This window comes from Streptosporangium roseum DSM 43021 (assembly GCF_000024865.1).
In the GTDB taxonomy this organism is placed as follows: Bacteria; Actinomycetota; Actinomycetes; order Streptosporangiales; family Streptosporangiaceae; genus Streptosporangium; species Streptosporangium roseum.
In genome coordinates this window covers 3,730,722-3,756,728 of the sequence record NC_013595.1, presented here as the reverse complement: position 1 = coordinate 3,756,728, position 26,007 = coordinate 3,730,722, and the positions used below count along the sequence as shown (strand labels likewise).

Here is a 26,007-nt window from a genome sequence, read left to right as displayed (position 1 = left end):
GTCCGGGCTTTTGCGCCATATCGGACGCTCGGGTTAACGGGGAGACAGCGTGACAGGCAACGGGCAGTACCCTCCACTCCCGCCTCCACCTCAGGGAAACCCGTACCCTGTCCAGCCACCGCCCGCCTGGGCTCCCCCGCCGCCCCAGGGCCCGCCGCAGGGATATCCTCCCCAGGGCCCGCCGCGGGGCTATCCGCAGGCTCCGCCTCCGGGCCAGGGCTATCCCCCGCCGCCGGTCCAGGGACCGCCGCCGCCCGGCTACGGCCACCCGCCGCAGCCCTCCCCGGTGCCGCCGCCGAACCACGGCCATCCCCCTCAGGGACCGCCGCGGGCGTATCCGCCGCACCCGCCCACGCCCCAGGGACCGCCGCAGGGCCACCCCGCGCAGGGCTACCCGCCTCCGCCCGGCCAGGGCTACCCGCCTCCGCCCGGCCAGGGCTACCCGCCTCCGCCCGGCCAGGGCTACCCGCCGCGAGGGCCGATGCCGTACGGCCAGCCTCCGCCGCCGGACCCTCGGCACCGGCAGCCGCCGTATCCGCCGCCCCAGTGGCAGCCGCAGCGCCCCCGCTCCGGCGGCGGCGCCGGCGTGATCATCGGCGGGGTCTTCGGCGTGGTCGCGCTGGTGTTCGTCGGGCTGGTGGTGGTCGGGGCGCTGATCAAGGGCAGCCGCACCGCGGACCCGGTCTCGCCGGTCGCGATCCCCACCTTCACCCCGTTCGAGCCGCCCGCGAGCAGCACCGCCTCCCCGGAGGCCACCCAGTCACGTCCAACCGAGTCCACGGTCACCACCCCGGCCAGGCGGCGGATCCTGAACACCACCCTGAAGAACAACACGCTCTACCGGGCCGGGGGCCTGCCCAGGGTGAACTGCCCGGTGGGCTCGCCCAGCATCTACAGCCACAGCCAGCTCAAGGCGCTGATCCTGAAGACCTCCAAGTGCCTGGACAGGGGCTGGTCCCAGATCATGCGCGCGCAGGGCATGACCTGGCATCCCCCGGGCTACGCCGTCACCTCCAGCCGGGGACGCGGCGCCTGCGGGGACTTCCCCTCGCCCGGCAGCATCGTGCCGTACTACTGCCCGCGCAACACCACCATCTACGCCTCGACCACGGCGATGGCGAAGGGGTCCGGAAACTCCGGCGGGTATGGCCAGATCACCGACTGGCACGGCGGGGTCATCAGCATGATGGCCCACGAGTACGGGCATCACGTCCAGCAGCTGTCGGGCCTGTCCAACGACTGGTGGCAGCAGACCACGCGCTCCACCAGCCGGAGCGGCAAGCTCGCGCTGAGCCGCCGGTTCGAGCTCCAGGCCACCTGCTTCGGCGCGATGTTCATGCGCTCGGTCTCGGCCAGCTACCCGGTCACCCCGGCGCGGCGCAACACGCTCTACTACTTCTACTCTCGGGTCGGCGACTGGCCGGGCTACCCCCGCGACCACGGCTCGCCCGCGAACAACAATCGCTGGTTCCGCCAGGGCTATGAGAAGAACAAGACCTTCCAGTGCAACACCTGGCTGGCCCCGGCCTCATCGACGTCGTAGCTTAGATGACCGTTAACCGAGAATTGGTCATCTGTCTGTCATGTCCAGGTATGGGGACTAGAATCCTGGCAATTCTGTGTAATCGGGGCCCCTCGGCTGTTTTGCCAGGTGGACTGGGATAAGACGTAGGAAGCGGTGTGACGATGCACCTTGGGCAGGACTCGGGGGGTTCCGCCGATGACGGCGGGAAACGGCGCACCCGGCGGCGCGGCGCGGGCGGCGAGGCGCGGCCCGGCGCCGGCGGCGCGCAGGACACCCCTGAAACACAGGCCTCAGGGCTGCCGGAGACCGGCCGGGGGCGGGAGCCCGAGGCGGCCGACAACACCGTGCGGGTGGAGAAGCCCGGGAAGGCGCGGGACGCGGGACAGGACCGCGAGCCCGCGCAGGCGGCCGACAACACCGTGCGGGTGAGCAGGCCGGGGCCGGCGCCCGCGGCCGAGCCCCCGCCGTCCGGCCCGCCCCCGAAGGGCCGGCCGCAGTTCGCCAAGCCGCTGACGACCCCCTCGCTCATCGGCTGGACCCTGCTGTCGGCGATCCTGCCCGGCGCGGCGCACCTGCGCGCCGGGCGGCGCCGTACCGGCTACATCCTGCTCGGCGTCTTCGGCCTGCTGCTGGTGACCGCGCTGGTCGGCGGTCTCACCCTGTACGGATCGGGCAACACCGGCGTCGTCACCCGGGACGGCACGCTTCTCGCCGCGGTGATCGTCGCCGCGCTCGGCGCGCTCGGCTGGTTCCTGCTGGTGCTGTCGTCCTACATCTCCCTGAAGCCCAACCGGCTGACCGGCAGGGGGCAGATCGTCTCCGGCATCGTGGTCGGCGTGCTGTGCGTGTCGGTGATGGCGCCGTTCGCGCTGACCGCCAGCACCGTGCTGGCCGCCAAGGAGACGGCCAACGCCATCTTCCCGAGCGTCAAGGACGACACGGCGGCGACCCCGATCAAGCACGAGGACCCGTGGGACGGGCGCGAGCGGGTGAACTTCCTGCTCATCGGCGGTGACGGGGCCGGCAACCGGGAGGGTGTACGGACCGACAGCATGAACGTGGCCAGCGTGAACGTCAAAACCGGCAACACGGTCATGTTCAGCCTGCCCCGCAACCTGCAGCACGTCCACTTCAGGCCCGGCACCCCGCTCGCCAAGCATTTCCCCAACGGCTTCATGCGCGAGCTGCCCAACGGCGGCCTGCTCAACGAGGTCTGGCAGTACGGCGAGGACCATCCGGAGATCGTGCCGGGCAAGAACGACCAGCGCGGCCCCCGGGCGCTCATGAACGCCATCGGCCAGACGCTCAACCTGCAGATCGACTACTACGCCCTCGTGAACATGTTCGGCTTCGCCCACCTGGTGGACGCCATCGGCGGGCTGAAGATCCGGGTGGACAACGACGTCAAGTGGGGCGGCCTCTACGGCACCGCGGGCACGATCAAGGCCGGCTACCAGACGCTGTCCGGCGAGGAGGCGCTCTGGTACGGACGCTCCCGCGTCGGCAGCGACGACTTCTCCCGCATGGCCCGCCAGCGGTGCGTCATCGGCGCCTTCGCCCAGCAGGCCACCCCGTCGGTCGTGCTCACCAACTTCGTCAAGGTCGCGAACGTGGCCAAGCGGATGGCCAAGACCAACATCCCCCGCGAGCTGCTGGAGCACGTGACCGACCTCGCTCTCAAGGTCAAGGACGCCAGGATCACCAGCCTGCAGTTCGTGCCGCCGGAGTTCTACACCGGTTCCCCCGACTGGCAGAAGATCCGCACCGCGACCGCGAGGGCGCTGCGCCAGTCCTCCCAGCCCTCCCGCCGCGCCCTCGCCGCCGGTGTGACGGCCTCCCCCGGGGCCAGCGCCTCTCCCGGCGCGAGCGGCGCCAGCCCCACTCCGGACCCGACCCCCACCAGGACCGCGACGGTCCGGCCGAGCCAGACCCCCACCCAGAACGGCAAGGCGGCCCAGTCCCTCAGCGAGCTCTGCGGGTTCTGACCCCCGCGCTGTGTACGCCGATGTGGCCCGGCTCCCCTGGGAGCCGGGCCACAGTCGTCTCACCGCCCCGCCGCGCTCAGGCGGCCCTGGTGCTCCGGGGGAGCAGGGCGAAGGCGCCGAGATAGAGCAGGCCCGCCACGATCAGCAGGGCCTGGTAGCCGATGACCAGCGCCAGATACTCCAGGCAGCCGCCGACCATCGCGCCCAGCAGGTTCGCGCCGAAGGCCGTCGTGCCGTCGCTGGAGTCGGCGAAGCGCTTGGCGAACACCACGTTGGCCGCGAAGATCGGCAGGAACGCCACGACCACGGCGACCACCGCCCGCAGTGGCAGCGGCAGGCCCAGCAGCCAGGAGTTGGGCACCAGCCAGGCCAGCACCAGCCCGCCGAGGAGCACGCCGTACATGACGGGCACCGGCGGGGTCCTGAAGCGGCGCGTCACCTCCACCGCGGCGAGCACGGCGACCAGCACCCCGGCGAACACGATCGCGTTCACCACCCAGGTCGTGCCGAACAGCAGCGCGAACCCGGTCACGCTCTTGGTCTCCAGCAGCAGGAAGGCCACGCCCAGCAGGAACAGGTCGGCGTAGGGGCGCATCCGGGTGTACGGCCCGGCGACCGCCCGGACGGCGAACACGCTCACGAGCAGGATCAGCCCGAGGGTGATGAGGTAGATCTGGGGGATCGTCCGGTCCTTCAGGTAGAGGAAGGGCCGGTCGTCACCGGTCGGCGGCGGGGTGAGGGCGGTCGCGCCGGCCCACTCGGCGCCGCAGCTCTGGGTCTGCGCGCTGAGGCCCGCGGTGATCACGGCCTGCTGGCCGGTCTCACTGACGATGTCCACGCACGGCTTGTGCCCGAAGGCGGCCTGCATGGTGGCGGCGAGCCGGTCCACCAGCCAGCTCTCCCGGTAGTAGTTGTACATCGAGAAGGTGCCGCCGGGCTTGAGGTGGTCCCTGGCCGCCTCCATGGCCTGCTGGGTGAACAGGTAGCTCTCCAGCCGCAGCGAGCTGGCCCCGGAGACCAGGGTGAGCGAGTCGGGCAGCGCGAAGAGGATCAGGTCGTACTTCCCCGAGGTGCGCTCCAGGAAGGCCCGGCCGTCGGTGACGACGGTGGTGACGCGGGGGTCGGCGTAGGGCCTGTCGGGGTGGTAGGTCCCGCCCAGCTCGCGGAGTTTGGGGTCGATCTCCACCGCGTCCACGTGCTTGGCGCCCTTGGACAGCGCGATGGCCACGTCGGTGCCGCTGCCCGCGCCGACGATCAGGACGTCGTCCAGCTTCTGCGCCGCCGCCCGCTCGTACGGCAGCGCGTACTGCCTCTCCCACTCCAGCCGGTTCCGCGCCGGGACGGCCTGCTGGTGCGGGATGCCGTTGACCTGGATGTCCATCACCGGGACGCCGCCGTAGTCGAGCCGCTTGTAGGTCACCTTGTAGTAGGGCGACCACAGCGCCCCCGCCGTCAGCGTCTCCACCGCGAGGGCACCGACCACGACCAGCGCCGGGACGGCCAGCACGAGCCGCCCCAGGGCCGTGCGCGGCCACAGCAGCACGAGGTAGGCGGCCGCGGCGATCGTGCCCCACACGACCGGCGGCGCGCTGAGGAACGACAGCGCGGTGAACAGCGCGATGCCGGTGAGGCTGCCGACCAGGTCGTAGCGGTAGGCCTCCAGCCGGTCCAGCTCGGGGAAGCACCGCCCGACCAGCTCGGCCGGGCCCATCAGCACTACCGCCGCCGCCACGAAGATCACCGGCAGGATCAGCCAGGGCGGCGGCCCGCTGGTGCCCAGGCTGGTCCAGTACAGGACACCCTCGGTCTGCCGGTCCACGGTGACCGGGAAGAACAGGATGACCAGCACGAGGACGGCCAGGGTGATCGGCGAGTAGTACGGCTGCCGCGCCGTGCGGCCCACGCGGAGGAAGCCGAGCCCGATGCCGAGGAACGAGCCGAGCAGGACGAAGTTCGTGAAATAGCTCAGATGAACGATGTTCGATCCGGTCCATCGGATCAGCGCCAGCTCCAGGAAGAGCATGAAGGCGCTGGCCACGATCAACCGCGGCCTGGTGCTCAGCCAGTGGGTGGACGGGGCGTCGGGATAAGGGGGTGGCGTCGTCTCCGCCGCTGCGGTCATGCCGTCCAACGCTAGTGACCGTCCTGCCCCCAGGGAAGGAAATAAGTGTCAGCGGTTTGCGGGGTTCAGGTGGGCTGATACCGATGCGGGATGCTTTGAATGGGTGGACGGGATCGAGGCGGATGAAGGAACGTGGTGGGGTCCGTTCCCCCCGAATCCTGGTGGTGCACCATGCGGGTCCTGATCCAGCTCCGCCCCTCCCCGGACGTCGTCGCGGCGGTGGCCGATCCCGATGTGACCGCGACCACGGCCGACGTCGCCGACGGCCTGCCCGGGGTCGTCCTGGACCCCTCCTTCACGCCGGTCGCCGTGCCGCGGCCGGTGCCCGCCGCCGCCGACGGCGACCCCCTGTCCCTGAACCAGTCGCTGACCTTCTCCCTCGCCGCCGGCGACGCCTCGGTCATGGTCCGCGGGGAGATCTCCGACGACGAGCTGTCCACCCGGGTCACCCTGCTGCCCACCCTCCGCAACGACGTCGTGGGGGTGTTCGCCGACCCGGTGATCGAGTCGAACCTCACCTGCGGCGGCGACGCCCCGGTGGGCGACTGGCACGACGTGGAGCGGCTGCTGCACGTCGCCGAGCTGCACGCGGAGGGCCTGGACGGCTCAGGCGTGGCGCTGGCGGTGCTGGACACCGGCATCAACGCCGCGCACGTGGCCCGCCACCTCGGCCGGGACCTGCTGCTGGACAAGGAACGGAGCTGGAACCCCGACGGGGTGACCGGCAGGCCGGGCGAGTTCGAGGTCGACCACGGCACGATGTGCGCGTTCGACACGCTGATCGCCGCCCCGCGGGCCACGCTGATCGACATTCCCGTGCTGCTCTCCCGGCGCCCCGGCGGTTCGGCCCTCGACGGCCTGCTGTCGGACGCGGTGGCGGCCTTCGCCCACCTGCGCACCGTCCTCGAGGCCCAGCCCGCGGAGACACGGTCCCTGGTGGTCAGCAACAGCTGGGGCTCCTTCTCCCCCCGCTGGGACTTCCCCGTCGGCCATCCCGGCAACTACTCCGACAACCCGGCCCACCCGTTCAACCTGATCGTCGCCAGCCTGGAGCAGGCGGGCGCCGACGTGCTGTTCGCCGCCGGCAACTGCGGGCGTGACTGCAGGGACGGCCGGTGCGCGTATCCGAACCGGCCGATCGCGGGCGCCAACTCCCACCCGGGCGTGCTGTCCATCGGCGGCGTGGACACCGGCGGGCAGCGGGTCGGATACTCCTCCCAGGGCCCCGGCCGCCTCACCCTCCGCAAGCCCGACATCTGCTCCTACACCCACTTCTCCGGTTCCAAGGCCTTCGGCGCCGGCGAGCCCGACTCGGGCACCTCGGCCGCCTGCCCCGTGGCCGCCGGCCTGGTCGCGGCCATCCGCACCCGGTGGCCCGTCTCCGCCCTCTCCCCCGCCCAGCTGCGCACCCTGCTCCGCCGCACCGCCGACGACCGCAGCGACATCGGGTTCGACTACGACTACGGCTACGGCGTCACCGACACACCGGGGGTGCTCGCGTCGTTGCGGCGCAGGGCGATGCGCGTAGCGTGAGGGCGTCAACGACCACCTCTTGAAGGAGAGGGCTTGAGGTGCCGCACCGCGCGCTGACGGCCCCGCGTTGACCAGCCCAAGTCGATCATCTTGAAGGAGGTGCATTCGATTGACTACGTTTCACGTAGGTCAGCAGACCCACCAGTCCGTGCTTCCTCAGCGGGCTGCTCTGGAATTCGCGTCAGCAGACACGCCCGAGGGTGGGCACGAAACGGGACGCGGACACCGCCTCAGCACGGTAACCGGTGTGGAACATGGGCGAGGGGAGATCGCACCGGATGGCACCCGTCTGCTGCGACGTCACCCCGAAGACACTTCGGTGTCCGAGGGAGCGGACCGTGAGGTTCACCCGGCCGTGTTCGTCCTGGACACGCACGGCCATCCGCTTGATCCGTGTCACCCGGCCCGTGCCCGCCGTCTCTTGGCGGCCGGTAGGGCTGTGGTGGTCCGGCATACCCCGTTCGTCATCCGGCTGAAGGACCGGACCGTCGCCGGCTCGACCATGCAAGGTGTCGAGCTGGGGATCGACCCCGGTAGCAAGCACACCGGCATCGCCGCGTTCTCCGAGCGCGGCGGTAGCCGTATCGGCCTGTACGCACTCCAGCTTGACCATCGGGGCGGTCAGATCCGCGACAAGCTCGCCTCACGGGCGGCGTTGCGCCGTGGTCGCCGGTCACGGAACCTGCGCTACCGCGCACCCCGCTTCAACAACCGCACCAGACCGCAGGGGTGGATTGCGCCGTCCCTGCGGCACCGGGTGGACGGCACCGTGTCGTGGGTGTCCCGGTTGTCCCGTTGGGCTCCCGTCACGGCTGTTCATGTGGAGCGGGTCGCCTTTGATACGCACCTCTTGTCGGCCGGCAGGCCGCTCGAAGGGGTGGAGTACCGGTACGGCACCCTGCACGGCTACGAGGTGCGGGAGTACCTGCTGGCCAAGTGGGGCCGGGCGTGTGCGTACTGCGGCGCGTCCGGTGTGCCGTTGAACCTCGACCACATCCACCCCCGCAGCCGGGGCGGCTCCAACCGGATCAGCAACTTGTGCGTGGCGTGCGTCGGCTGCAACCAGGCCAAGAACGCCACCCCGATCGAGGAGTTCCTCACGGATCGGCCAGTGGTGCTGGTGAAGATCCTGCAGCAGTCGAAAGCTCCGCTCAGGGACGCCGCCGCTGTGAACGCGACCCGGTGGGCGTTGTGGCGGGCCTTGACCGCCACCGGCCTGCCGGTCGCTACGGCGTCGGGTGGCCGCACGAAGTGGAACCGATCACGCACCGGCGCGGCGAAGTCACACACGTTGGACGCGTTGCACGTCGGCGCACTTGACCACGTGACCGGCTGGCCGTCCATGGTTCTCGTGATCGCGGCAACCGGACGCGGAACGTATGCCCGCACCCGAGCCGACCGGTACGGGTTCCCCCGGCTGGCGTTGCCCCGCACCAAACAACACCACGGTTTCCAGACCGGAGACCTTGTCCGGGCGGTCGTCCCGACCGGCAAGAAAGCAGGGGTCCATACCGGTCGGGTAGCGGTCCGCTCCACCGGAAACTTCAACATCCGTACCCGGCACGGCTCCGTGCGGGGCATCAGTCACCGTCATGTCCGTCTGCTCCAGCGAGCCGACGGCTACGGATACACCACCCATCCAGAAGCGCGGAACCGTGCCGCGTTTCCTCCCCCGCCTGAAGGCGGGGGTATCCACGCTGGGGGTAATTGATGAAACTCGTCACCGTACGGCTCCCGCCCCAGGCGACGCTCGCACAGGCCGTGCGCCGCCTGGGGCTGACGGAGGAGGAGGTCGACACCGGCTACGGCCTGGTGCTCATCGACCCCGGCCAGGGCCTGTACGGCCTGCGCGTGGCCGAGGAGGCCGCCCGCCGGATCGACCCGGCGGCGGGCGGCGGCCCCTACGCCGATCCGAGGATCGAGCCCTACGGCCCGCCGGACTGAGGCGGGGCCGCGCCCGGACCCGCGAGGACCTAGGCGTTCTCGCGGTTGAAGACGCGGGTCCCGACCGCCACGCAGGTCACCGACAGGACCAGGGTCACCGCGACGCCCACGGCCACGGTCCAGGTCGAGTAGTGCCCGCCGAACAGCTCGCGCAGGGCTTCGAGCACGTAGCGGAAGGGGGTGAGCCGGGACAGCGCGTCCAGCCAGCCGGGCGCCATCGACATCGGCAGGAACGCGCCGGACAGCAGCACCAGCGGGACGATTCCCGTGCTCATCACTGGCGCGAAGAGGTCGGGGTTCATGGTGAGCGCGATCGCGTTGGACAGGGCGGCCAGGCTCACCCCCAGCAGCGCCATGAGGACCAGCCCGGCCAGCACCCCGGGGACGGCCGCGCGCATGCCGAAGGCGTAGCCCACCAGGATCAGCGCGACCGACTGGATCAGCAGGGTGACCGAGCTGCCCAGGACCCGGCCGAGCAGCAGGGCCACCCGGTGGGCCGGGGTGACCCGCAGCCGCTCCAGCACGCCCGACCTGGCGTCGAAGACGACGCCGAAGCCGGCCATGCCGGCGCTGAGCAGCCCCACCTGGACCAGCAGGCCGGGGATCAGCGTCTCCCAGGTCCCGATCGTGGCGAACAGCGGCCCGAACAGCACCAGGTAGAGCAGGGGCTGCAGGACGCCGAAGACGATCCCGGCCTTCTGCCGCAGGGAGATCCGGACGTGGTGCCGGAAGATCAGCCAGGTGTCGCGGAGGATGCTCATCGGGCCGGCTCCTCCCTCAGGGAGCGGCCGGTGATGGACAGGAAGACGTCGTCGAGGGTGCCGGAGCCGCCCTTGAGCTCGGCGGGGGTGCCCTCGGCGACGATCACGCCGTGGTCGATGACGAACAGCCGGTCGGCGAGCGCGTCCGCCTCGTCGAGGTAGTGGGTGGTCAGGAAGACCGTGAGTCCGCGCTCCTCCCGCAGGCGCCTGACGTGGTCCCAGAGGTTGGCCCGGCTCTGCGGGTCGAGGCCGGTGGTGGGCTCGTCGAGGAAGAGCAGCGACGGGCCGTGGACCAGGCCGAACCCGAGGTCGAACCGGCGGCGCTGGCCGCCGGAGAGCGCACCGCCCGGACGGGTCTCCAGACCGGTGAGGTCGAGGTCGTCGAGCACCTCGCGGACCCGCTCGCGCGCCTCGGCGGGGCGCATGCCGTACAGCATGGCGTGGAGTTCGAGCGCCTCTCCCACCGGGTCGGCCGGGCTGAGCCCGCCGTTCTGGGACACGTAGCCGATGCGCCGCCGTACGCCCTCGGGATCGGCGAGCAGGTCGTGCCCGGCGACCGTGGCGGTGCCGCCGGTGGGGCGGAGCAGCGTGGTCAGCATGCGCATGGTGGTCGTCTTCCCCGCGCCGTTGGGGCCGAGGAAGCCCACGATCTCCCCGGCCTCGACGGCCAGGTCCACCCCCCGGACGGCCTCGACGCCGCCCGGGAAGGACTTGCTCAGATCCGATGTCTTGATCATTTGATCGCCTCCGTTTTTAAAGTAACACTAATTTTGGTGTGACTGTAAAATTCATCCGGCACCATAGAATGGGCCCATGAGCGAAGGGCTGCGGGAGCGCAAGAAGCGAGAGACCCGGCTGCGCATCTCCGACGTCGCGACGGGACTGTTCATGGCGCGGGGGTTCGACAGCGTGACCGTCGCCGAAGTCGCCAGGGCCGCCGACGTCTCGGTCAACACGGTCTTCAACTACTTCCCTGCCAAGGAGGACCTGCTCTTCGACCGGCAGGGCGAGGTGGTGGAGCTGCTCGGCAAGGTCATGCGGGAGCGGAGACCCGGAGAGGGCGCGGCGGAGGCGCTGCGCCGCGACTTCCTGGACGCCCTCGACACCGGCCACTGGCGGTACGGCATCCACGAGGGGGGCGACGCCTTCCACCGCATGGTCGGCGCCAGCCCGGCCCTCGTCGCCCGGCTGCGGGAGATGGACGACCTCCGAACGGACTCCCTGGCCCGAACCCTGGCCGACGAGACCGGCGCCGACCCCGGCGACCTCACCCCCGCGCTCGTCGCCGGCCAGATCTGCGCGACGCTCCACACGCTGACGGCGTATGCCGTCCGGCGCATGCTCGCCGGCGAGAGCGTGGCCGCCATCACCCCGGACCTGCGCGAGCAGGCCGGCCATGCCTTCCGCCTCCTGGAGTCGGGGATCGGCGGCTACTGCGTCCGGCGGGAGGAGACCCCGCGACCGGCGGGGCCATGGAGTTGACCTAACGCTTGCTAGGCTCTACGGTGAGGCGGAAATCGGATCGGGGCGGCGCGGGATTGTGAGATCACTGTGGGCCGACGCCTCATCGGGCTGCTCAGACCGTTCTTCCAGTGGCTGGCGGGGACCGACGCGTTCGCGAGGTTCGGGCCGAAGATCGTGCCGCGGATGGACCGGGCCGTGCACCGCCTGAGCCGGGGCAGGACCGTGATGAGCGACCGGATGATCCCCACGCTCGTCCTCACCACGGTCGGCGCCAAGTCCGGCGAGCTCCGCGAGGCCCCGCTCGCCTGCCTGCCCGAGGACGGCGGCGGCTTTCTGGTGGTCGGCTCCAACTTCGGCCGTGCGCACCACCCGGGCTGGAGCGGCAACCTGCTCAGGACCCCGGAGGCCACGGTGAGCTTCCGCGGCCGGGAGATCCCCGTCACCGGCCACCTGCTGAGCGGCCGGGAGCGGGCCGAGGCCTGGCCCCGGCTGCTCCGGGTCTGGCCCGTCTACGACCGCTACAGCGAGAAGTCGGGCCGCGAGTTGCGGGTCTTCCGGCTCTCCCCCCGGCCGCGACCATGATCTGAGCCGGGGAGGGGCCGGGCCGTCGCCGTAACGGATCGGAAGATCTTCAAGGCGATATGATCTACCCGCAGTTCACTCGGCCCTAGACCCTCGGGGAGTCATCCGTGCCGATGCGCGAGCGTGTCCGCGCGGCCCTGGAGGCCCCGCGTTTCCAGCGGGTCATCATCGCGGTCATCGTGATCAACGCCGCCACACTGGGACTGGAGACCTCCGCCACGGCCGTCGAGCGGTACGGCACGGCGCTCACCGTCGTCGACCATCTGGCGCTCTACATCTTCGTGCTCGAACTGGCCGCGAAGATGTACGTCTACCGCCGGGGGTTCTTCCGGGACCCGTGGAACCTGTTCGACATCATGATCGTCACGGTCTCCCTGCTCCCCACCGCCGGGGGCCTGTCGGTGCTGCGGGCGCTGCGGATCCTGCGGGCGCTGCGGCTGATCTCCGTGGTGCCGAGCCTGCGCAGGGTCGTGACGGCCCTGCTCACCGCGGTGCCGGGGATGACCTCGATCGTGGTGCTGCTCGGCCTGGTGCTCTACGTCACGGCCGTGATGGGCACCAAGCTCTACCGCGCCACCGCTCCGGAGTACTTCGGGGACCTGCCCACCTCGCTGTTCACCCTGTTCCAGATGATGACCGGGGACGCATGGTCCGACATCACCCGGGAGGTGATGGACGAGCATCCGTCGGCCTGGGTGTTCTTCGTGCTGTTCATGCTGGTGTGCACCTTCGTGGTGCTGAACCTGTTCATCGCGGTGGTGGTCAGCGCCATGGAGGACGAGCACGCCGAGGAGTCGGTCCAGGCCACCCAGGATCTCGGCGTGGCCGTGCTCACGGAGCTGGCCGCGCTCAGGGCGGAGGTGCGGGAGCTGCGGGAGCGGGTCCCGGTGCCGGCGGGGGCGGGGGCGATGTCAGGCGACAGGAGCCCGGCCGCCCCGGCGCCCCGGCGGCGCGGATCGGCACGCGGGCGGACCGGCGGCCGATGACCGGCGACCCACCGGCAGACGGCGGATCGGCACGCGGGCGGACCGGCGGCCGATGACCGGCAACCCACCGGCAGACGTCCGAGCCGGCGGCCGGCGGTAGCGGGCCGGGCCGGCGCCCCTCGGTGAACGGCCAGGCCGACGACCGGCGACCCGCGATGGACGGCCGGGGGCCGGGGGACCCCGCGGCCGGTGACCGGGCGACCCGGCCACTCGGCGGCACGGGTCAGCGGGAGTAGAACTCCACCACGAGCTGCTCGTCCACGGGGACCACGATCTGCTCGCGCGCCGGGCGGCCGACCACCGTGAAGCGGAGATCGGCGTGGTCGACACTCAAGTACGGGGCGATCCGGTCGTCGGCGTAGGTGCCCTCGGCGGCGGCGACGAACGGCTGCATCGCCCGGGACCTCTGCCGCACCGCGATCACCTGGCCCGGCTTGACCAGGTAGCTGGGGATGTCCACCTTGCGGCCGTCCACGGTGATGTGGCCGTGGGTGACGTACTGGCGTGCCGCGTAGATGGACGGGGCCAGGCCGGCACGGAGGACGAGCGAGGCGAGACGGCTCTCCAGCAGCACCACCAGCTCGGCGCCGGAACGGCCGGTGCTGCGCAGCGCCATGTCCCAGTAACGGCGCATCTGCCGCTCGGAGACGTCGTAGTACCAGCGCAGCTTCTGCTTCTCCATCAGCCGCAACCCGTAGTCGCCGGTCTGCCGCCGGTTGGTCTTGCGTCCATGCTCACCCGGCGGGTAGGGGCGCTCCTCGAAGTAGCGGACCGCCTTGCGGGTCAGCGGGACGCCGGCCCGACGGGACAGGCGCACCTTGGGTCCGGTGTAGCGCACGATCACTCCTTTGTGGTTAGGTTTGCCTTATTCAGGTAAGCCTAACCTTAGTTGAAAGAGTCCCCCGATCTCAAGGAGAGCCGGTCCATGCAGCAGCCCGTCACCGCTCCGCCGGTCCCTGAGCGCGTCCGCACGCTGGCCGCCACCGCCGCCCCCACCCACGTGTCCCTCGCCGGTACGGCCCTGCCCGCCATGCCCGCCAGGGGTGGCGTGGACGGCGCGGGGCGCCCGGTGCTGCTGGTGCTGCCGGGGGACCCGCTCCACGAGGTGCGCGACGAACCGGTGGTGACCGTCGACCTGACCGCGACCCGCTCCCTGGGCGGGCTTGAACTCTCGCGCGGCCTGCTCAAGGTGCAGGGCTGGGCGCAGGCCGTACCGGCCGCCGAGGCGCGGGAGACCGCGGTGGCGATCGCCGAGCGCTGCCCGGACGAGGCCCTGTTCGACGCCCTGGAACGCGCCGACGGCCCCCGGCTGCTCCGCGTCGACGTCGGCCAGGTGATCTATCTCACCGGCCCCGAATCAGGCGTCCTGGATGCCGAGGAGTATCTCGACGCCGACCCCGACCCGCTGATGAGCGAGGCCGAACGCATGCTCCACCATGTCAACTCCACCCACCGGGGGCAGCTGGAGACCGCGCTGCGCTCGCTGCTCGCCGCCCCGGTCTCCGAGGCGTGGCTCTGGGAGCTCGACCGCTTCGGCGCGACCGTCCGCTCCGGCATCGACAACCCCACCCTGGTCCGCCTGCCCTGGCCCACCCCCATCACCGACGCCGGCTCCCTGGAGCGGGCCCTGCGCTGCCTGCTCTGCCACCACTGACGGGAGGCGGTGCGGAAGGCGGGGAAACGGTGGGGCGGCGCGGGCGGCCGAGGTGACGGGCCGCCTCCGGAGGAGGCGGCCCGTCACGTCCTCGCCGGGGCCCGCCACCGGCCGTACGGCGGACCCGCGCATTACCGTCAGGAAAAACTCGGCGCCATTCCAGAAGGCGCCTGAATTGGGCGAGAAGATTTCCTTGACAGCAAATGACTAATTTGCCGACGGGACCTCACTGGTCTTCCGAATAACCTCGTCGACCAATCCGTAGTCCTTGGCCTCGGTGGCGGTGAACCAGCGGTCCCGGTCCCAGTCCTCCTCGATCTGCTCCAGCGGCTGGCCGGTGTGGAAGGCGATCCGCTCGCTCATCATCTGCTTGGTGTAGAGCATCTGCTCGGCCTGGATGACGATGTCGCTGGCCGTGCCGCCGACGCCGCCGGACGGCTGGTGCATCATGATCCTGGCGTGCGGCAGCGCGTACCGCTTGCCCGGCGCGCCCGCGCAGAGCAGGAACTGGCCCATCGAGCCCGCCAGGCCCATACCGACGGTGGCGACGTCGTTCGGGATGTACTGCATCACGTCGTAGATCGCCATTCCGGCCGACACCGAGCCGCCGGGCGAGTTGATATAGAGCCAGATGTCACTCCTGTCGTCCCCGGCGGACAGCAGCAGCAGCTCCCCGCAGATCCGGTTGGCCACCTCGTCGTTCACCTCGCTGCCGAGCACGACGATCCTCTTACGCAGCAACCGCTGGTACAGCGGGTCTTCGAACACGGGCTGTGGACTGCTCATCACTTTCACCTACCCCGAATCCAGAATTCACGAAGGGAGAATCCCTGAGACCATAACGCGGTGCCACGCCGCGGTTTCAGTCCGTTCGCTTTCAGCGCTTTCCGCTGACAGCGCAAAGCATGTGAATTCATCGAACCTCCTTGAGCGGGGAGACCCCGGGCTTCAGCCATGGGGAGGAAGTCGACCACTCGCCCGAGACACGACCGGATCAGGGGTGGGATCTGGGGTGGGGGGCGACCCGGCCGTGTGTGATGATTGCCGCACCATGCCCGCGACCGTGCCCTTCCGTCTGGCCCGCACCTCGGCCTTCGCCGTGGTGTCCCTCGGGCTGGGCATGATCGCGCACGTGCTCGGCGGGGGCGCGATGCCCGTGTGGAGCGCGGCGGTCGGGCTCGCGCTGGCGTTCGCGGCGGCACTCCCGCTGACCGGGCGCGAGCGCGGCGCGGGGGTGATCCTGCCCCTTCTCGGGAGCACGCAGGCGGCACTCCACCTGCTGTTCTCCGCGACGGCCCCGGCTGTCTCCCACGAGGCCCTCGCCCACCCGCACTCGGGCCTGCTGCCCGGCCTCGCCATGCTGGTCATGCACGGCTGGGCGGTGGGGCTGACCTCACTGTGGCTCGCCCGCGGCGAAGCCCTGCTCTGGGCGCTGCTGCGACGGCTCGGCGCCCGACTCGGCCCGGTCCTCACCGGCGCCCCCTCCCCCGTGCCGGCGCCGCCCTCGGCGATGGCGCACCCGGACAGACCCGCCGCGCTCCGTCCCTCCCTGCTCCGTCACGTGGTGAGCCGGCGCGGTCCGCCGGCGCCCCTCCCCGTCACGTCCTTCTGACGGGCCCCACGACCTGACGACTCCGGGCCGCGCCATGCGGTGCCGGGTGTTCCGCCTGACCTCTCGGCGCCTTCCGGCGGCATGTCGAGCCCAGCTCCAGCCGCCGCGCCGTACACGTTGAAAGGCTTTTTCATGATCGTTCGTCGTGTTCTCTCCGCCGGCCTGCTGGCCGCCCTCGCCACCGCGTCGGTGAGCGCCTGCGGTGCGCAGTCCAGCGAGCAGCCCGCCGGGCAGGTGGCCGCACCGGTGGTCGCGAGCGCCCCCGCCACCGCCACCGGCCCCGCCGCGGCCGACGCCGCCCCGCCCGTCGCGATCACCGATCCGTGGGTGAAGACCACAAAGAAGGGGATGAGCGCCGCCTTCGGCACCCTGGTCAACAACACCGACAGCGACGTCACCGTCGTCTCCGGGACCTCACCGCTGTCACCGAAGATCGAGCTGCACGAGGTGGTCGACTCCAAGGGGAAAATGATCATGCGGCCCAAGGAGGGCGGCTTCGTGATCCCCGCGCGGAGCACCCATCAGCTCCAGCCCGGTGGTGACCACATCATGCTGATGGGCGTCACCGAAGAGGTGAAGCCCGGCGCGCAGATCCCCTTCACCCTCACCCTCAAGGGCGGCGAGACCCTGGAGTTCACCGCGGTCGGCAAGGACTTCGCCGGCGGCAAGGAGGACTACCAGCCCGGCAAGGACATGGACATGAACAAGGACCACGGCTGATCGAGGACGCACCTCATGCCAGACCCCCGCTTGACTCGCAGGGGACTCCTCGCGGGAGGCGCCGCCGCAGCGGCCGGCGCCCTCGCGGGGTGCGCCCCCGGGCAGGTCGCCCTCTCCGGGCCGGCCGTCCCCCCCACCACGCCGGAAACGGCTCCCCCGATCTCCGGCGCCTCGGCGACGGAGCCCTTCCACGGCCCCCACCAGGCCGGGATCGCCACCACCCCCCAGACCCACGCGGTGTTCGTCGGCCTGGACCTGCTGCCCGGCACCGGCCGCGAAGCCGTCGTCCGGATGATGCGCCTGCTCACCGACGACGCCCGCCGCCTGAGCGAGGGCCGCCCCGCCCTGGCCGACACCGAGCCGGAACTGGCCGCGCCCCCCGCCCGGCTGACCGTCACCTTCGGCTTCGGTCCCGGCCTGTTCGCCGCGGCCGGAGTCCAGGACCGGCGGCCCGGGTCGATCGCGCCCCTGCCCGGGTTCGTGGTCGACAAGCTGGAGAAGCGGTGGACAGGCGCGGACCTGCTGCTGCAGCTCTGCGCCGACGACCCCGTCACCCTCGCCCACGCCCTGCGCATGACGATCAAGGACGCCCGCTCCTTCGCCCGGGTGCGCTGGACCCAGCGGGGGTTCCGCCGCAGCCCGCAGGCCGCGGCCCCCGGCACGACCCAGCGCAACCTCATGGGCCAGCTGGACGGGACCGTCAACCCCCAGCCGGGCACGCCGGACTTCGACCGGGCCGTCTGGGTCGGCGACGGCCCGCGGTGGCTGCATGGCGGCACCACCCTGGTGCTGCGGCGCATCCGCCTCAAGCTGGAGACCTGGGACGCCGCCGACCGGGTGGCCAAGGAGTTCACCATCGGCCGCCGCCTGGACACCGGCGCCCCGCTGACCGGGCAGAAGGAGCGCGACGAGCCCGACTTCGACAAGCTCAACGCGGTCGGCTTCCCGGTCATCTCCGAATACGCCCACATCCGCCGGGCCCACGTCACCGACCCGGGCATGCGGATCCTGCGCCGGGTCTACAACTACGACGAGGGCCTCACCCCCGAGGGACACGCCGACTCCGGACTGCTGTTCGCCTCCTACCAGGCCGACATCGACCGCCAGTTCGTCCCCATCCAGAAGAGACTGGCCGAGGCCGACCTGCTCAACGAGTGGACGACCCCCATCGGCTCGGCGGTCTTCGCCATCCCTCCCGGATGCGCACGCGGCGGATGGGTAGGAGAGACCCTCCTGTCCTGACCCGTCCCCGTCCCTGTCCTGACCCGCCCCCGTCCCCGTTCCCGTCCATGTCTCCGTCCATGTCCGGCCCCATCACCGTCCATGTCCGGCCCCGTCACCGCGCCGGCCCGCCGTACGGATCCGCATCCGCCGGATCCGTACGGCGGGACGCGCGCCGGGCCTCGCGTCTTCGAGGCCCGGAGCGCGGGCGGGGCGTGGACGGGGCGGGCGGGGCGTGGGCGGGCGGGGCGTGGGCTGGACGCTACGGCGGGGAGCCGGTCCGAGCCGTCCCGGGCGGAGGTTCTCCGGCCGCGTGGCGGGACACGTCTACCCGTCGAGCAGGGCGAGCTGGGCGGCGCGGGTCCTCTCGATGTCCGCGGCGAGCTCCCTGACGGCCTGTTCGGCGCCCGAGCCCTGTTCTCCCCGGGACACCAGGATCCCCTGTTCCAGGTGCTCGCGGATGTGCTCGACAAAAAGCCGGTCGAACGCGGCCCCCGTGGTCCGGCCGAGGACACGGAGGTCCCCGGCGGTGACCATGCCCGGCATGTCGTGCCCCTCGTGCACGTTGACGCCGGGCGCGCCCGACCGGCCGAGCAGCTCGCGCAACCGCGGGAGTTCGGCGCGGTGACCGGCGCCGAGCCGCGCGGCCAGCCGCGTGACCCGCGGGTTCGAGGTCTGTTCCGGGGCCAGCTCCAGCAGGCGGAGCATCTGCTCGGTCATGGGGATCATCAGTTGCAGCCAGGCGACGTCGGTGGCGTTGAAGGCGCCCGGCGTCGTGCGGGCCGGTGCGGAGATCGTCTCCCGGGCCGCCGGAGGCGGCAGGTGTGCCGCGGCCGGATGCGCGGCCGGCCCGGCGGCGGCGCATCGTGCGACCAGCAGCACGGTGAGCGCCGCCAGCACCGGTGCGCCTATGGTGGCCGCTTTCATCGCCGCCTCTCTCCTCTCTCGTTCCGGGTCTCGTGTGCCGGGCTTCTTGTTCCGGGTCGACGGTGGTGCCGCCCGGCCGCCCGGTGCTCCGCTCCGTACGTTCGGGTATGGAGTCCCGGGCTTTCGGCTGCGGGGACGGGGCCCGGTGCCGCCGGCCCCGTCCCGGGTGAAACGGCACCGCGCGGGGTGTTCGCCGGCCCTGTCAGGGGTGGCCGTCGGCGCCGCACTTGATGATCGGCCGGATGCAGTCACGCACCCGGCGCTCCATCTCCGCCTCCGGCCAGGCGTTGAAGAAGTCGCCGTGCATCGTGAAGCCGGGCCCGGAGGCCAGCCGGAACTTCGCGGGGTCGCCGTTGACCGGGTAGCGCAGGACCTGGCGCAGTTTCGGCACCGGCACCGGGTGCGAGGCCGGGCAGGTGCCGGCCACCGGGTAGGCCATGTGGCTCTTGTGGTCGGCCGAGTCCAGGTCCCGCCCGTTCCAGCACTGCGGGAAGTCCAGGTAGGACTCCAGCATCGTGCCGGCGGGGCAGGTGACGAAGTTCTTCGACGATCCCACGTGGCCGGCGTGCAGGCACGACCAGCGCGCGTTGCTGGTGTCGTCGGGCTGGGTCGCCTTGGCGTTGCCCGCCACGATCCTCAGCCCCAGCGGGAGCGGCTGCGTCCGGGCGATCACGTCGTCGCGCACGCCCTCACCCAGGTAGTAGAACGTGGTGCCGGTGGGCTCCACCGGGACGTTGTCGTTGTAGAGGGTCGGCACCCAGTACGACGACAGGTCGATCCGGGGGCTGCAGGTGCTGTCGGCGTTCAGCAGGCTCGTCAGGTCGGAGTGGGCGTCGGTGGAGGTGTTTCCGAAGAAGCTGTGCATGTGCGAGCCTCCCGGCAGTCCCGGGAACACGATCGGGTCGTCGGGCAGGCGGTGGGTGAACGGGCACTCGGCGAGAAACTCCGCCACACGGACGACGGGCCCTCCGCCGTTCGGGGGCGGGGTGGCGCCGGTGCCGTAGACCTGGAACTCCCACAGCGAGACCCCGTACTGCGTGGCGCGCCCGGTGGTGGTGAGCCGGACGTAGCGGCCGGTGCCCGACACATTCAGGGTCTGGTCGCCGCCGGTGCCGGCGGTCGCGGTGTGGATCGTCGTCCAGGCGGCGCCGTCGGCGGAGGTCTGGACCGTGAAGGCGGTGGCGTACGCGCCCTCCCAGTCCAGCACCACTCTGTTGATCGTGGCCGTCGAGCCCAGGTCGACCTGGAGCCACTGCGGATCGCTGAAGGCGCTCGACCAGCGGGTGCCGCCGTTGCCGTCGACCGCGGCCGAGGCCGGCGTGCCGGCGTTCTCGGCCGAGGAGGCGGTGGCCGGGCGGCCCTGCGACAGCGGGGTCTCGGCCGCGCCGGCCTGGGGGATCGCGACCGTCAGGGACGCGCCTGCGAGCGCCGCCACGGCGCTCACCAGCACCGCGAGCCGCAGGCGGTGCCGCCGGCCGCGGGAGAGGATGGACGTCCGAGCCATGGGACTCACTCCTTCGGTGATGAAGGCGGGGGGTGTGCCGGGAGCGCCGCCGGGACATGCCGGCGGCGCTCCCGGCAGGTGAGAGGGGTCCCGGTACGGCCTGCGGCGGCCGTACCGGGCCTCCGACGGCCGGCTACTGGTAGACGCGCACGTAGTCGACGAGCATCTTCCGGGGGAAGGGCGTGGTGGCGTCCGGCGGGCCGGGCCAGTCACCGCCCACCGCGAGGTTGAGGATGATGTAGAAGGGGTGGTCGAAGACCCATGGACCCCGTGTCGCCTCCACCGCCGCCTTGTCGATGGTGAAGACCGTCCGGCCGTCCAGGGTGTAGACGATGCCCTTGCTGTCCCAGTTGGCCGCCCAGACGTGGAAGTCGTCGGAGAAGTCCGCGTCGCCGGGGAGCCTGTAGGAGCCGCCGACCCCGCCACCGCCGTTGTAGGCGGGTGCGTGCACGGTCGAGTAGGCGGTCTTCACGTCCTTGCCCAGGACCTCCAGGATGTCGATCTCGCCGTTGTACGGCCACGGCCTGCCGGTGCGGAAGTCCGCGCCCATCATCCAGAACGCCGGCCACAGCCCGTTGCCCTTCGGCACCTTGACCCGGGCCTCGACCCGGCCGTAGGTGAACTCGAACTTGCCGCCGGTGTTCATCCGCGCCGAGGTGTACTGGCAGGTACCGCTACCGCTCAGCGGATCCCTCGGACAGGTCGATCCGGCGGTGACCTGCTTGCGCGCCTCCAGGACGAGGCTGCCGGCACCGTCCATCGCGGCGTTGTCGTGGTTGGTGTAGTACTCCAGCTCGTTGTTCGGGCCGGTGCCGGGGTCGGCCGTCCACTTGGCGGCGTCGGGCCTGGTCCCGGCCGCTCCGTTGAACTCGTCGCTCCAGACGAGCCTGGGCGGGCCGGCCGGGTCGGGCGGCAGCGGCGGCGGGGTGATCGGGGCGCCTCCGGTGCCGTAGACCTGGAACTCCCACAGCGAGTAGCCGTAGGGGGTGGCGCGCTGCGTGCCGTACATCCGCACGTAGCGGCCGGATCCGCTGACGGTCAGCGTCTGCTTGAAGCCGGTGCCGGCGGTGGTGGAGTAGATCGGGGTCCAGGCCGACGCGTCCGGTGAGACCTGGATCTGGAAGGCCCTGGCGTAGGCCGGATCCCACTGCAGCACGACCTTGGTGATCTGCGCGGTCGCGCCGAGGTCGACGTAGATCCAGCCCGGGTCCACCCAGCCGGTGGTGGAGCTGGTCGCCCAGCGCGAGGCCGGGTCGCGGTCGAAGGCCCTGGCCGGGGTGCACTCCCAGCAGTTCTGGTCGCTCTGGGAGGAGGAGGCCGCCCCCGTCCTGCCGTAGGAGAGCAGCCTGTCGCCTCCCGGGACCGTCGGCGTGGGGGTGGGGGTCGGGTCGGGGCCGCCGCCGAGGGTGCCGTAGATCTGCAGTTCCCACAGCGAGTAGCCGTACTGGGTGGCGCGCTGCGTGCCGTACATCCGCACGTAGCGGCCGGATCCGCTGACGGTCAGCGTCTGCGTGCCGCCCGCCCCGGTGGTGGTGGAGTGGATCGGGGTCCAGTCGGCGCCGTTGCGGGAGGTCTGGATCTGGAAGGCCTTGCCGTAGGCGGTCTCCCAGTTCAGCACCACCTGGGTGACGGTGGCGACCTCTCCGAGGTCGACCTGGATCCACTGCGGGTCGCTGAAGGCGCTCGACCAGCGGGTTCCGGGATCGCCGTCCACGGCCGCGGTGGCGGGGAAGGCCACGTTCTCCGCCGACGACGCCGTGACGGGCCTGCCCTGCGACAGCAGGGTGTCGGCGGCCGTGGCGGCCGGGATGACGGACAGGGAGGTGACCAGGGTGACCACCGCGGCGACGAGCAGGATCAGGCGGTGGGGATGGCGGCCGGGGCTCCGGGACGAGTGCATCGCGTCTCCTCGCAAGGGGGTGCCGAACCCGTAAGGGTTCAGGGAGCGCTCTCTGATCGAGAGGTTGCACTCCCTCGACAGGCTCTGTCAAGGCCTGTTTAACCTGCTGGAAACGGGCCATACATGGTCCGGCAACAGTCCGGGCCGGGCGAGGGAGCGCTCCCTCAGTAAATTTTTGCAACGCGACAAAGGGCTTCGAGCTGCATCGATGCGAAGTTGACCGGGGGAGCGCTTTCCCATCCTCCCGGAGTCGCGCAGGGACGTACGGGGTCCTCGATCCGCGCAAAAGTTGACGGCCGGTGGAATCGGAGCCACCCTCGATGAGGGAGCGCTCTCTCCATGATCTATATTTGAGTGGCGGGGAAGGTGCCGAGGAGCAGGCGCGCGGCCGTCGGCGACATGGCGACCGGCCGCCGGATCCGTCACGCCCGCAGGGCCGCCCCCTGGAGGGTCGCCCGTGCGGTGTGGACATTTCGATCACAATGCCCGCGGACCTCCACGCCGCCTCTCCGGAGGACGGCGCGCTCTGGCAGCATGAAACCGCCCAGCGAAACGGACTCCGGGAGAGCAAGATGAGACGACCAACCCTGGAGGCGGTCGCCACCCGGGCCGGCGTGTCCAAGTCCACCGTCTCGCGGGTGGTGAACGGCCAGACCACCGTCGCCTCCGACATCCGCGACCTGGTGATGCGGGCCGTGAACGACCTGGGCTACGTCCCCAACCCCGCGGCCCGCAGCCTCGTGACCCGCCGCACCGACTCCGTCGCGGTGATCGTCTCCGACCCCCCGGCCGGGCTCCTCTCCGACGACCCCATGTTCTCCATGGTCGTCCGCGCGGCCAGCCGCGAGTTCGAGGCGGCGGGCAAGCAGGTCATGCTCATGCTGGCCGGCTCGCCGGAGAGCCTGCTGCGGACGCGGCAGTTCGTCACCGCGGGCCACGTGGACGGCGTCATGCTCGTGTCGATGCACGGCGCCGACCCGCTGCCGGCCGCGCTGGCCGGAACGGGGGTCCCGGTTGTCTCCCACGGCAGGCCGGCTGTCACGGCAGAGCTGCCGTGGGTCGACAACGACAACGTCGGCGGGGCCACCCAGGCGGTGCGGCACCTGCTCGACCAGGGGCGGCGCCGGATCGCCACGATCTCCGGGCCGCTGGACATGACCGCCGCGCAGGACCGGCTCGGCGCCTACCGGGAGACCCTGCGCGAGACCGGACGCCGCTCGATCGTGGCCATCGGCGACTTCACCCGGATCTCCGGCGCCGAGGCCATGGCCCAGCTGCTGGAGGACGACCCCGCGCTGGACGCGGTGTTCGCCGCCAACGACCTGATGGCGATCGGCGCCATGCGGGCGCTGCGCCAGGCGGGCCGCCGGGTGCCCGACGACGTGGCCGTCGTGGGATACGACGACATCGAGGCCGCCCTCTACACCGACCCGCCGCTCACCACGGTCCGCAGCCCCATGGCCGACCAGGCCGTCGCCTCGGCCCGCCTCCTGCTCGGCATGCTGGAGGGCGGGTCCACCGCCTCGGTGACCCTGCCCACCGAGCTCGTCGTCAGGGACTCGGCCTAGTGCGATCACGACGTATCACCGAGCAAGCCGGCTGACAGCGGTAACCGGGCCGGAAGGCCGTTGTTTTCCGGGATTGTCACGCATTGCGATCAAGAGCATGCTTGGTGTCGGCGGCCCACGCCCCCCGGTTTCCCACGCGACGCACGTCCTGGTGAGGGGGAGCGGACCCTGCCGACCGTGATCGGGCACGTCACCCAGGAAGGTTGCGAGGGGACCCATGCAGGAAACACCTGGTAACGGGCGATTACCGCGCCGTTCCGTGCTGGCCGGCGCGGCCGTGCTCGGCCTGTCGGTAGCGGCCGCCGCGGCCGAATCCATGTTGTCGCCCACCGCGGCGACCGCGGAAACCCGGTACACACTGGACGGCTGGCGGTTCTGCGTGAACTGCTTCGAGCTGTTCCTGGTCGACTTCACGGTCGACCAGAGTCTCTGCCCGCGCACCCGCGGCCCGCATCAGGCCGCAGGCTGGACCTTCCGGCTGACATACAACCTGAGCCCCGCCGGCACGGGCGAGGACGCCCACACCCAGAGCAACTGGCGGCACTGCTACCGATGCGCGGCGCTCTACTGGGCACCCAGCACCGCACAGAAATGCCCGGCAGGCGGGGCGCACAGCTACATCCACCCGGGCGGCTACCCCCGGCAGTTCCTGCTGCCTCACGACATCGGCGAGCCGGCCTGGACGCAGCACCAATGGCGGTTCTGCTTCAAGTGTTCCGCGCAGTTCTACAACGGCTACGCCTACAAGGGCGAGTACGGCCTGTGCCCCTATGACTACATCTACGGCCACAGCGCCGCAGGACACGACTTCGCGATCCCTGTCTCGGCCTATACCTGATCACACAGCAGTCCCGCTCACGCCGCCCTTGAGCCAACCGCATCCCCTCAGGTCAGCAACCTGGCTCCGGTTTGAGTGCCCATCCGGTCCCACGCGCCGCACGACAGCCTGCCGCCGGCACGGGGGTCGAGGGCCATCGGCACGAAAACCGGCGCCAAGCCGCTGGGAACCTTCAAGACGGACCGTGCTGAGGTGGGCCCCGGCCGCGGCGGAGAAATACTGTCGATCACACTTGCTCCGTGGGTGAAGGCTGTGCCGGATCACTGGTGAAGAGCACCCGCGAGGAGTCGTTCGTGGAGAGTGGCTGGGCCGTCGTCCTCGTGCTGGGCGTCATCGTGGTGGTGGGCGCGTCGGTGCAGCGGCTGGCGGGGATCGGGTTCGCGCTCGTGGCGGCGCCTGCCCTGGTGTTGCTGCTCGGCCCGGCCGAGGGCGTGGTGCTCGCCAACTGCGCGGCCGGTGTCATCAGCGCGGTCGGGCTCGCCGGCGCCTGGCGCCAGGTTCGCCTGGCCGCGATGGTCCCGCTGGTCGCCGCGGCCGCCTGTACCGTGCCGGCCGGGGCCTGGGTTGCCGCCCACCTGTCCGAGCCGGTGCTGCTGGCCGGCGTGGGGGCGCTGGTGAGCATGGCCGCACTGCTGGTGATGCGGGGTGCCCGGGTACCCGCGTTGCGTGGCGTCAAAGGCGCGGTGGCCGCCGGCGCCGCGAGCGGGTTCATGAACTCCTCGGCCGGGGTGGGCGGACCGGCGGTTTCCTTGTACGCGGTCAATGCGGGCTGGACGGTACGGGAGTTCGTGCCGAACGCGCAGTTCTACGGGGTCGTGGTGAACGCCTTCTCCGTGACGGCCAAAGGCTTGCCTCAGCTCACCGCGCCGGTCTGGCTGCTGGTCGCGGCCGGGATCGCGGCAGGCTCCGTGATCGGCAAGGCACTCGCCCAGCGGGTGCCGGAAGGACCGGCCCGGCTGGCAGTACTGCTGCTCGCGCTGGCCGGCGGGCTCACCACGCTGGGCAAAGGACTGTGGAGCCTGTGATCGGGGGTTCCCCGACCTTCCCGCCGCCGATCCTTCCTGTCGCCGATCCTTCCTGCCGCCGATGTCCTCGGCGGCAGGAACCCGGCCCGGCTCCCCGGCCGGAGACGCCGGGGAGCCGCCGCTTGCCAGGACGGTC

The 26,007-nt window shown here is 71.3% G+C and carries 23 protein-coding genes; 15 read left to right on the top strand and 8 right to left on the bottom strand.

Translation table 11 applies throughout. The annotated features are described in order from the left end of the window. Positions 1–286: 286 nt before the first annotated feature. Both SROS_RS16580 and SROS_RS16575 read left to right on the top strand, forming a co-directional pair. Positions 287–1,543: a neutral zinc metallopeptidase gene (locus SROS_RS16580; protein WP_245564656.1), complete on the top strand. Its 1,257-nt coding sequence runs from the start codon at positions 287–289 to the stop codon at positions 1,541–1,543. A gap of 143 nt (positions 1,544–1,686) precedes the next feature. Further along, the gene (locus tag SROS_RS16575; protein ID WP_148269594.1) at positions 1,687–3,510 is read left to right on the top strand and encodes an LCP family protein; all 1,824 of its coding nucleotides are present in this window, start codon (positions 1,687–1,689) and stop codon (positions 3,508–3,510) included. A gap of 76 nt (positions 3,511–3,586) precedes the next feature. Here the strand turns inward: SROS_RS16575 and SROS_RS16570 are convergent, their stop codons facing one another. After that, complete coding sequence (locus SROS_RS16570) at positions 3,587–5,632, bottom strand: spermine/spermidine synthase domain-containing protein (RefSeq protein ID WP_012890094.1); 2,046 nt, start codon at positions 5,630–5,632, stop codon at positions 3,587–3,589. 171 nt (positions 5,633–5,803) lie between these two features. Here SROS_RS16570 and SROS_RS16565 point away from each other — a divergent pair, with 171 nt between their 5' ends. The 3 genes from SROS_RS16565 to SROS_RS16550 all read left to right on the top strand — a co-directional run bounded on the left by SROS_RS16565 (position 5,804) and on the right by SROS_RS16550 (position 9,109). Further along, on the top strand, positions 5,804–7,165 hold the full coding sequence (locus SROS_RS16565; protein WP_012890093.1) for a S8 family serine peptidase: 1,362 nt from the start codon (positions 5,804–5,806) through the stop codon (positions 7,163–7,165). Positions 7,166–7,484: 319 nt separating this feature from the next. Further along, positions 7,485–8,876, top strand: a complete 1,392-nt coding sequence (gene iscB, locus SROS_RS16555; protein WP_342632941.1) for an RNA-guided endonuclease IscB — start codon at positions 7,485–7,487, stop codon at positions 8,874–8,876. Then, positions 8,876–9,109, top strand: a complete 234-nt coding sequence (locus SROS_RS16550) for a hypothetical protein (RefSeq protein ID WP_012890090.1) — start codon at positions 8,876–8,878, stop codon at positions 9,107–9,109. The genes iscB and SROS_RS16550 overlap by 1 nt, the downstream gene beginning before the upstream one ends. Positions 9,110–9,138: 29 nt before the next feature. On the opposite strand, the gene SROS_RS16545 is transcribed toward SROS_RS16550, so the two are convergent. Together SROS_RS16545 and SROS_RS16540 are read right to left on the bottom strand one after the other, a co-directional pair. Beyond that, a complete protein-coding gene (locus SROS_RS16545; RefSeq protein WP_012890089.1) occupies positions 9,139–9,870 on the bottom strand; it encodes an ABC transporter permease in 732 nt (243 codons plus the stop codon). Continuing rightward, a complete protein-coding gene (locus SROS_RS16540; protein ID WP_012890088.1) occupies positions 9,867–10,607 on the bottom strand; it encodes an ABC transporter ATP-binding protein in 741 nt (246 codons plus the stop codon). The genes SROS_RS16545 and SROS_RS16540 overlap by 4 nt, the downstream gene beginning before the upstream one ends. A gap of 76 nt (positions 10,608–10,683) precedes the next feature. Between SROS_RS16540 and SROS_RS16535 the strand changes: the two genes are divergently transcribed. The 3 genes from SROS_RS16535 (at position 10,684) to SROS_RS16525 (ending at position 12,902) form a co-directional block, all read left to right on the top strand. Next, positions 10,684–11,352 (top strand): TetR family transcriptional regulator, encoded by a 669-nt coding sequence (locus SROS_RS16535; RefSeq protein ID WP_012890087.1) that lies wholly within the window; start codon positions 10,684–10,686, stop codon positions 11,350–11,352. Between the two features lie 69 nt (positions 11,353–11,421). Further along, positions 11,422–11,916, top strand: a complete 495-nt coding sequence (locus SROS_RS16530; RefSeq protein ID WP_012890086.1) for a nitroreductase family deazaflavin-dependent oxidoreductase — start codon at positions 11,422–11,424, stop codon at positions 11,914–11,916. A 113-nt stretch (positions 11,917–12,029) separates the two neighbouring features. After that, positions 12,030–12,902: an ion transporter gene (locus SROS_RS16525; RefSeq protein WP_012890085.1), complete on the top strand. Its 873-nt coding sequence runs from the start codon at positions 12,030–12,032 to the stop codon at positions 12,900–12,902. 223 nt (positions 12,903–13,125) lie between these two features. On the opposite strand, the gene rpsD is transcribed toward SROS_RS16525, so the two are convergent. Then, the gene (gene rpsD, locus SROS_RS16520) at positions 13,126–13,740 is read right to left on the bottom strand and encodes a 30S ribosomal protein S4 (RefSeq protein WP_012890084.1); all 615 of its coding nucleotides are present in this window, start codon (positions 13,738–13,740) and stop codon (positions 13,126–13,128) included. 87 nt (positions 13,741–13,827) lie between these two features. Here rpsD and SROS_RS16515 point away from each other — a divergent pair, with 87 nt between their 5' ends. Continuing rightward, positions 13,828–14,556 (top strand): DUF2470 domain-containing protein, encoded by a 729-nt coding sequence (locus SROS_RS16515; protein ID WP_012890083.1) that lies wholly within the window; start codon positions 13,828–13,830, stop codon positions 14,554–14,556. 207 nt (positions 14,557–14,763) lie between these two features. Here SROS_RS16515 and SROS_RS16510 read toward each other — a convergent pair whose 3' ends face one another. Further along, positions 14,764–15,342: a ClpP family protease gene (locus tag SROS_RS16510; RefSeq protein WP_012890082.1), complete on the bottom strand. Its 579-nt coding sequence runs from the start codon at positions 15,340–15,342 to the stop codon at positions 14,764–14,766. 265 nt (positions 15,343–15,607) lie between these two features. Here SROS_RS16510 and SROS_RS16505 point away from each other — a divergent pair, with 265 nt between their 5' ends. From SROS_RS16505 to SROS_RS16490, 3 genes are all read left to right on the top strand, one after another. Then, positions 15,608–16,168, top strand: a complete 561-nt coding sequence (locus tag SROS_RS16505) for a hypothetical protein (RefSeq protein WP_012890081.1) — start codon at positions 15,608–15,610, stop codon at positions 16,166–16,168. 132 nt (positions 16,169–16,300) lie between these two features. Next, positions 16,301–16,888, top strand: coding sequence for a copper chaperone PCu(A)C (locus tag SROS_RS16495; RefSeq protein ID WP_012890080.1), 588 nt, complete (start codon positions 16,301–16,303; stop codon positions 16,886–16,888). 15 nt (positions 16,889–16,903) lie between these two features. Next, the gene (locus tag SROS_RS16490) at positions 16,904–18,130 is read left to right on the top strand and encodes a Dyp-type peroxidase (RefSeq protein WP_012890079.1); all 1,227 of its coding nucleotides are present in this window, start codon (positions 16,904–16,906) and stop codon (positions 18,128–18,130) included. 306 nt (positions 18,131–18,436) lie between these two features. On the opposite strand, the gene SROS_RS16485 is transcribed toward SROS_RS16490, so the two are convergent. The 3 genes from SROS_RS16485 to SROS_RS16475 all read right to left on the bottom strand — a co-directional run bounded on the left by SROS_RS16485 (position 18,437) and on the right by SROS_RS16475 (position 22,440). After that, complete coding sequence (locus SROS_RS16485; protein WP_012890078.1) at positions 18,437–19,036, bottom strand: DUF305 domain-containing protein; 600 nt, start codon at positions 19,034–19,036, stop codon at positions 18,437–18,439. A gap of 202 nt (positions 19,037–19,238) precedes the next feature. Further along, positions 19,239–20,540 carry a DUF1996 domain-containing protein gene (locus tag SROS_RS16480; protein ID WP_012890077.1) on the bottom strand — a complete coding sequence of 434 codons (1,302 nt, stop codon included), beginning with the start codon at positions 20,538–20,540 and terminating at the stop codon, positions 19,239–19,241. 133 nt (positions 20,541–20,673) lie between these two features. Next, positions 20,674–22,440, bottom strand: coding sequence for a discoidin domain-containing protein (locus SROS_RS16475; RefSeq protein WP_012890076.1), 1,767 nt, complete (start codon positions 22,438–22,440; stop codon positions 20,674–20,676). 572 nt (positions 22,441–23,012) lie between these two features. Here SROS_RS16475 and SROS_RS16470 point away from each other — a divergent pair. The 3 genes from SROS_RS16470 (at position 23,013) to SROS_RS16460 (ending at position 25,871) form a co-directional block, all read left to right on the top strand. Next, positions 23,013–24,008: a LacI family DNA-binding transcriptional regulator gene (locus tag SROS_RS16470; protein ID WP_043655807.1), complete on the top strand. Its 996-nt coding sequence runs from the start codon at positions 23,013–23,015 to the stop codon at positions 24,006–24,008. Positions 24,009–24,225: 217 nt separating this feature from the next. Continuing rightward, positions 24,226–24,846, top strand: coding sequence for a hypothetical protein (locus tag SROS_RS46000; protein ID WP_012890074.1), 621 nt, complete (start codon positions 24,226–24,228; stop codon positions 24,844–24,846). A gap of 239 nt (positions 24,847–25,085) precedes the next feature. Then, complete coding sequence (locus SROS_RS16460; RefSeq protein WP_218919853.1) at positions 25,086–25,871, top strand: sulfite exporter TauE/SafE family protein; 786 nt, start codon at positions 25,086–25,088, stop codon at positions 25,869–25,871. Positions 25,872–26,007: the final 136 nt, after the last annotated feature.

What these genes read in the sequence shown, in the direction of transcription:
- SROS_RS16480 (WP_012890077.1), bottom strand. Translation starts at nt 20,540, where the DNA reads ATGGCTCGGACGTCCATCCTCTCCCGCGGCCGGCGGCACCGCCTGCGG.
- SROS_RS16540 (WP_012890088.1), bottom strand. Translation starts at nt 10,607, where the DNA reads ATGATCAAGACATCGGATCTGAGCAAGTCCTTCCCGGGCGGCGTCGAG.
- SROS_RS16535 (WP_012890087.1), top strand. Translation starts at nt 10,684, where the DNA reads ATGAGCGAAGGGCTGCGGGAGCGCAAGAAGCGAGAGACCCGGCTGCGC.
- SROS_RS16565 (WP_012890093.1), top strand. Translation starts at nt 5,804, where the DNA reads ATGCGGGTCCTGATCCAGCTCCGCCCCTCCCCGGACGTCGTCGCGGCG.
- SROS_RS16575 (WP_148269594.1), top strand. Translation starts at nt 1,687, where the DNA reads ATGCACCTTGGGCAGGACTCGGGGGGTTCCGCCGATGACGGCGGGAAA.
- SROS_RS16505 (WP_012890081.1), top strand. Translation starts at nt 15,608, where the DNA reads ATGCCCGCGACCGTGCCCTTCCGTCTGGCCCGCACCTCGGCCTTCGCC.
- SROS_RS16510 (WP_012890082.1), bottom strand. Translation starts at nt 15,342, where the DNA reads ATGAGCAGTCCACAGCCCGTGTTCGAAGACCCGCTGTACCAGCGGTTG.
- SROS_RS16545 (WP_012890089.1), bottom strand. Translation starts at nt 9,870, where the DNA reads ATGAGCATCCTCCGCGACACCTGGCTGATCTTCCGGCACCACGTCCGG.
- SROS_RS16495 (WP_012890080.1), top strand. Translation starts at nt 16,301, where the DNA reads ATGATCGTTCGTCGTGTTCTCTCCGCCGGCCTGCTGGCCGCCCTCGCC.
- SROS_RS16485 (WP_012890078.1), bottom strand. Translation starts at nt 19,036, where the DNA reads ATGAAAGCGGCCACCATAGGCGCACCGGTGCTGGCGGCGCTCACCGTG.
- SROS_RS16490 (WP_012890079.1), top strand. Translation starts at nt 16,904, where the DNA reads ATGCCAGACCCCCGCTTGACTCGCAGGGGACTCCTCGCGGGAGGCGCC.
- SROS_RS16470 (WP_043655807.1), top strand. Translation starts at nt 23,013, where the DNA reads ATGAGACGACCAACCCTGGAGGCGGTCGCCACCCGGGCCGGCGTGTCC.
- SROS_RS16570 (WP_012890094.1), bottom strand. Translation starts at nt 5,632, where the DNA reads ATGACCGCAGCGGCGGAGACGACGCCACCCCCTTATCCCGACGCCCCG.
- SROS_RS16475 (WP_012890076.1), bottom strand. Translation starts at nt 22,440, where the DNA reads ATGCACTCGTCCCGGAGCCCCGGCCGCCATCCCCACCGCCTGATCCTG.
- SROS_RS16525 (WP_012890085.1), top strand. Translation starts at nt 12,030, where the DNA reads ATGCGCGAGCGTGTCCGCGCGGCCCTGGAGGCCCCGCGTTTCCAGCGG.
- SROS_RS16515 (WP_012890083.1), top strand. Translation starts at nt 13,828, where the DNA reads ATGCAGCAGCCCGTCACCGCTCCGCCGGTCCCTGAGCGCGTCCGCACG.
- SROS_RS16550 (WP_012890090.1), top strand. Translation starts at nt 8,876, where the DNA reads ATGAAACTCGTCACCGTACGGCTCCCGCCCCAGGCGACGCTCGCACAG.
- SROS_RS46000 (WP_012890074.1), top strand. Translation starts at nt 24,226, where the DNA reads ATGCAGGAAACACCTGGTAACGGGCGATTACCGCGCCGTTCCGTGCTG.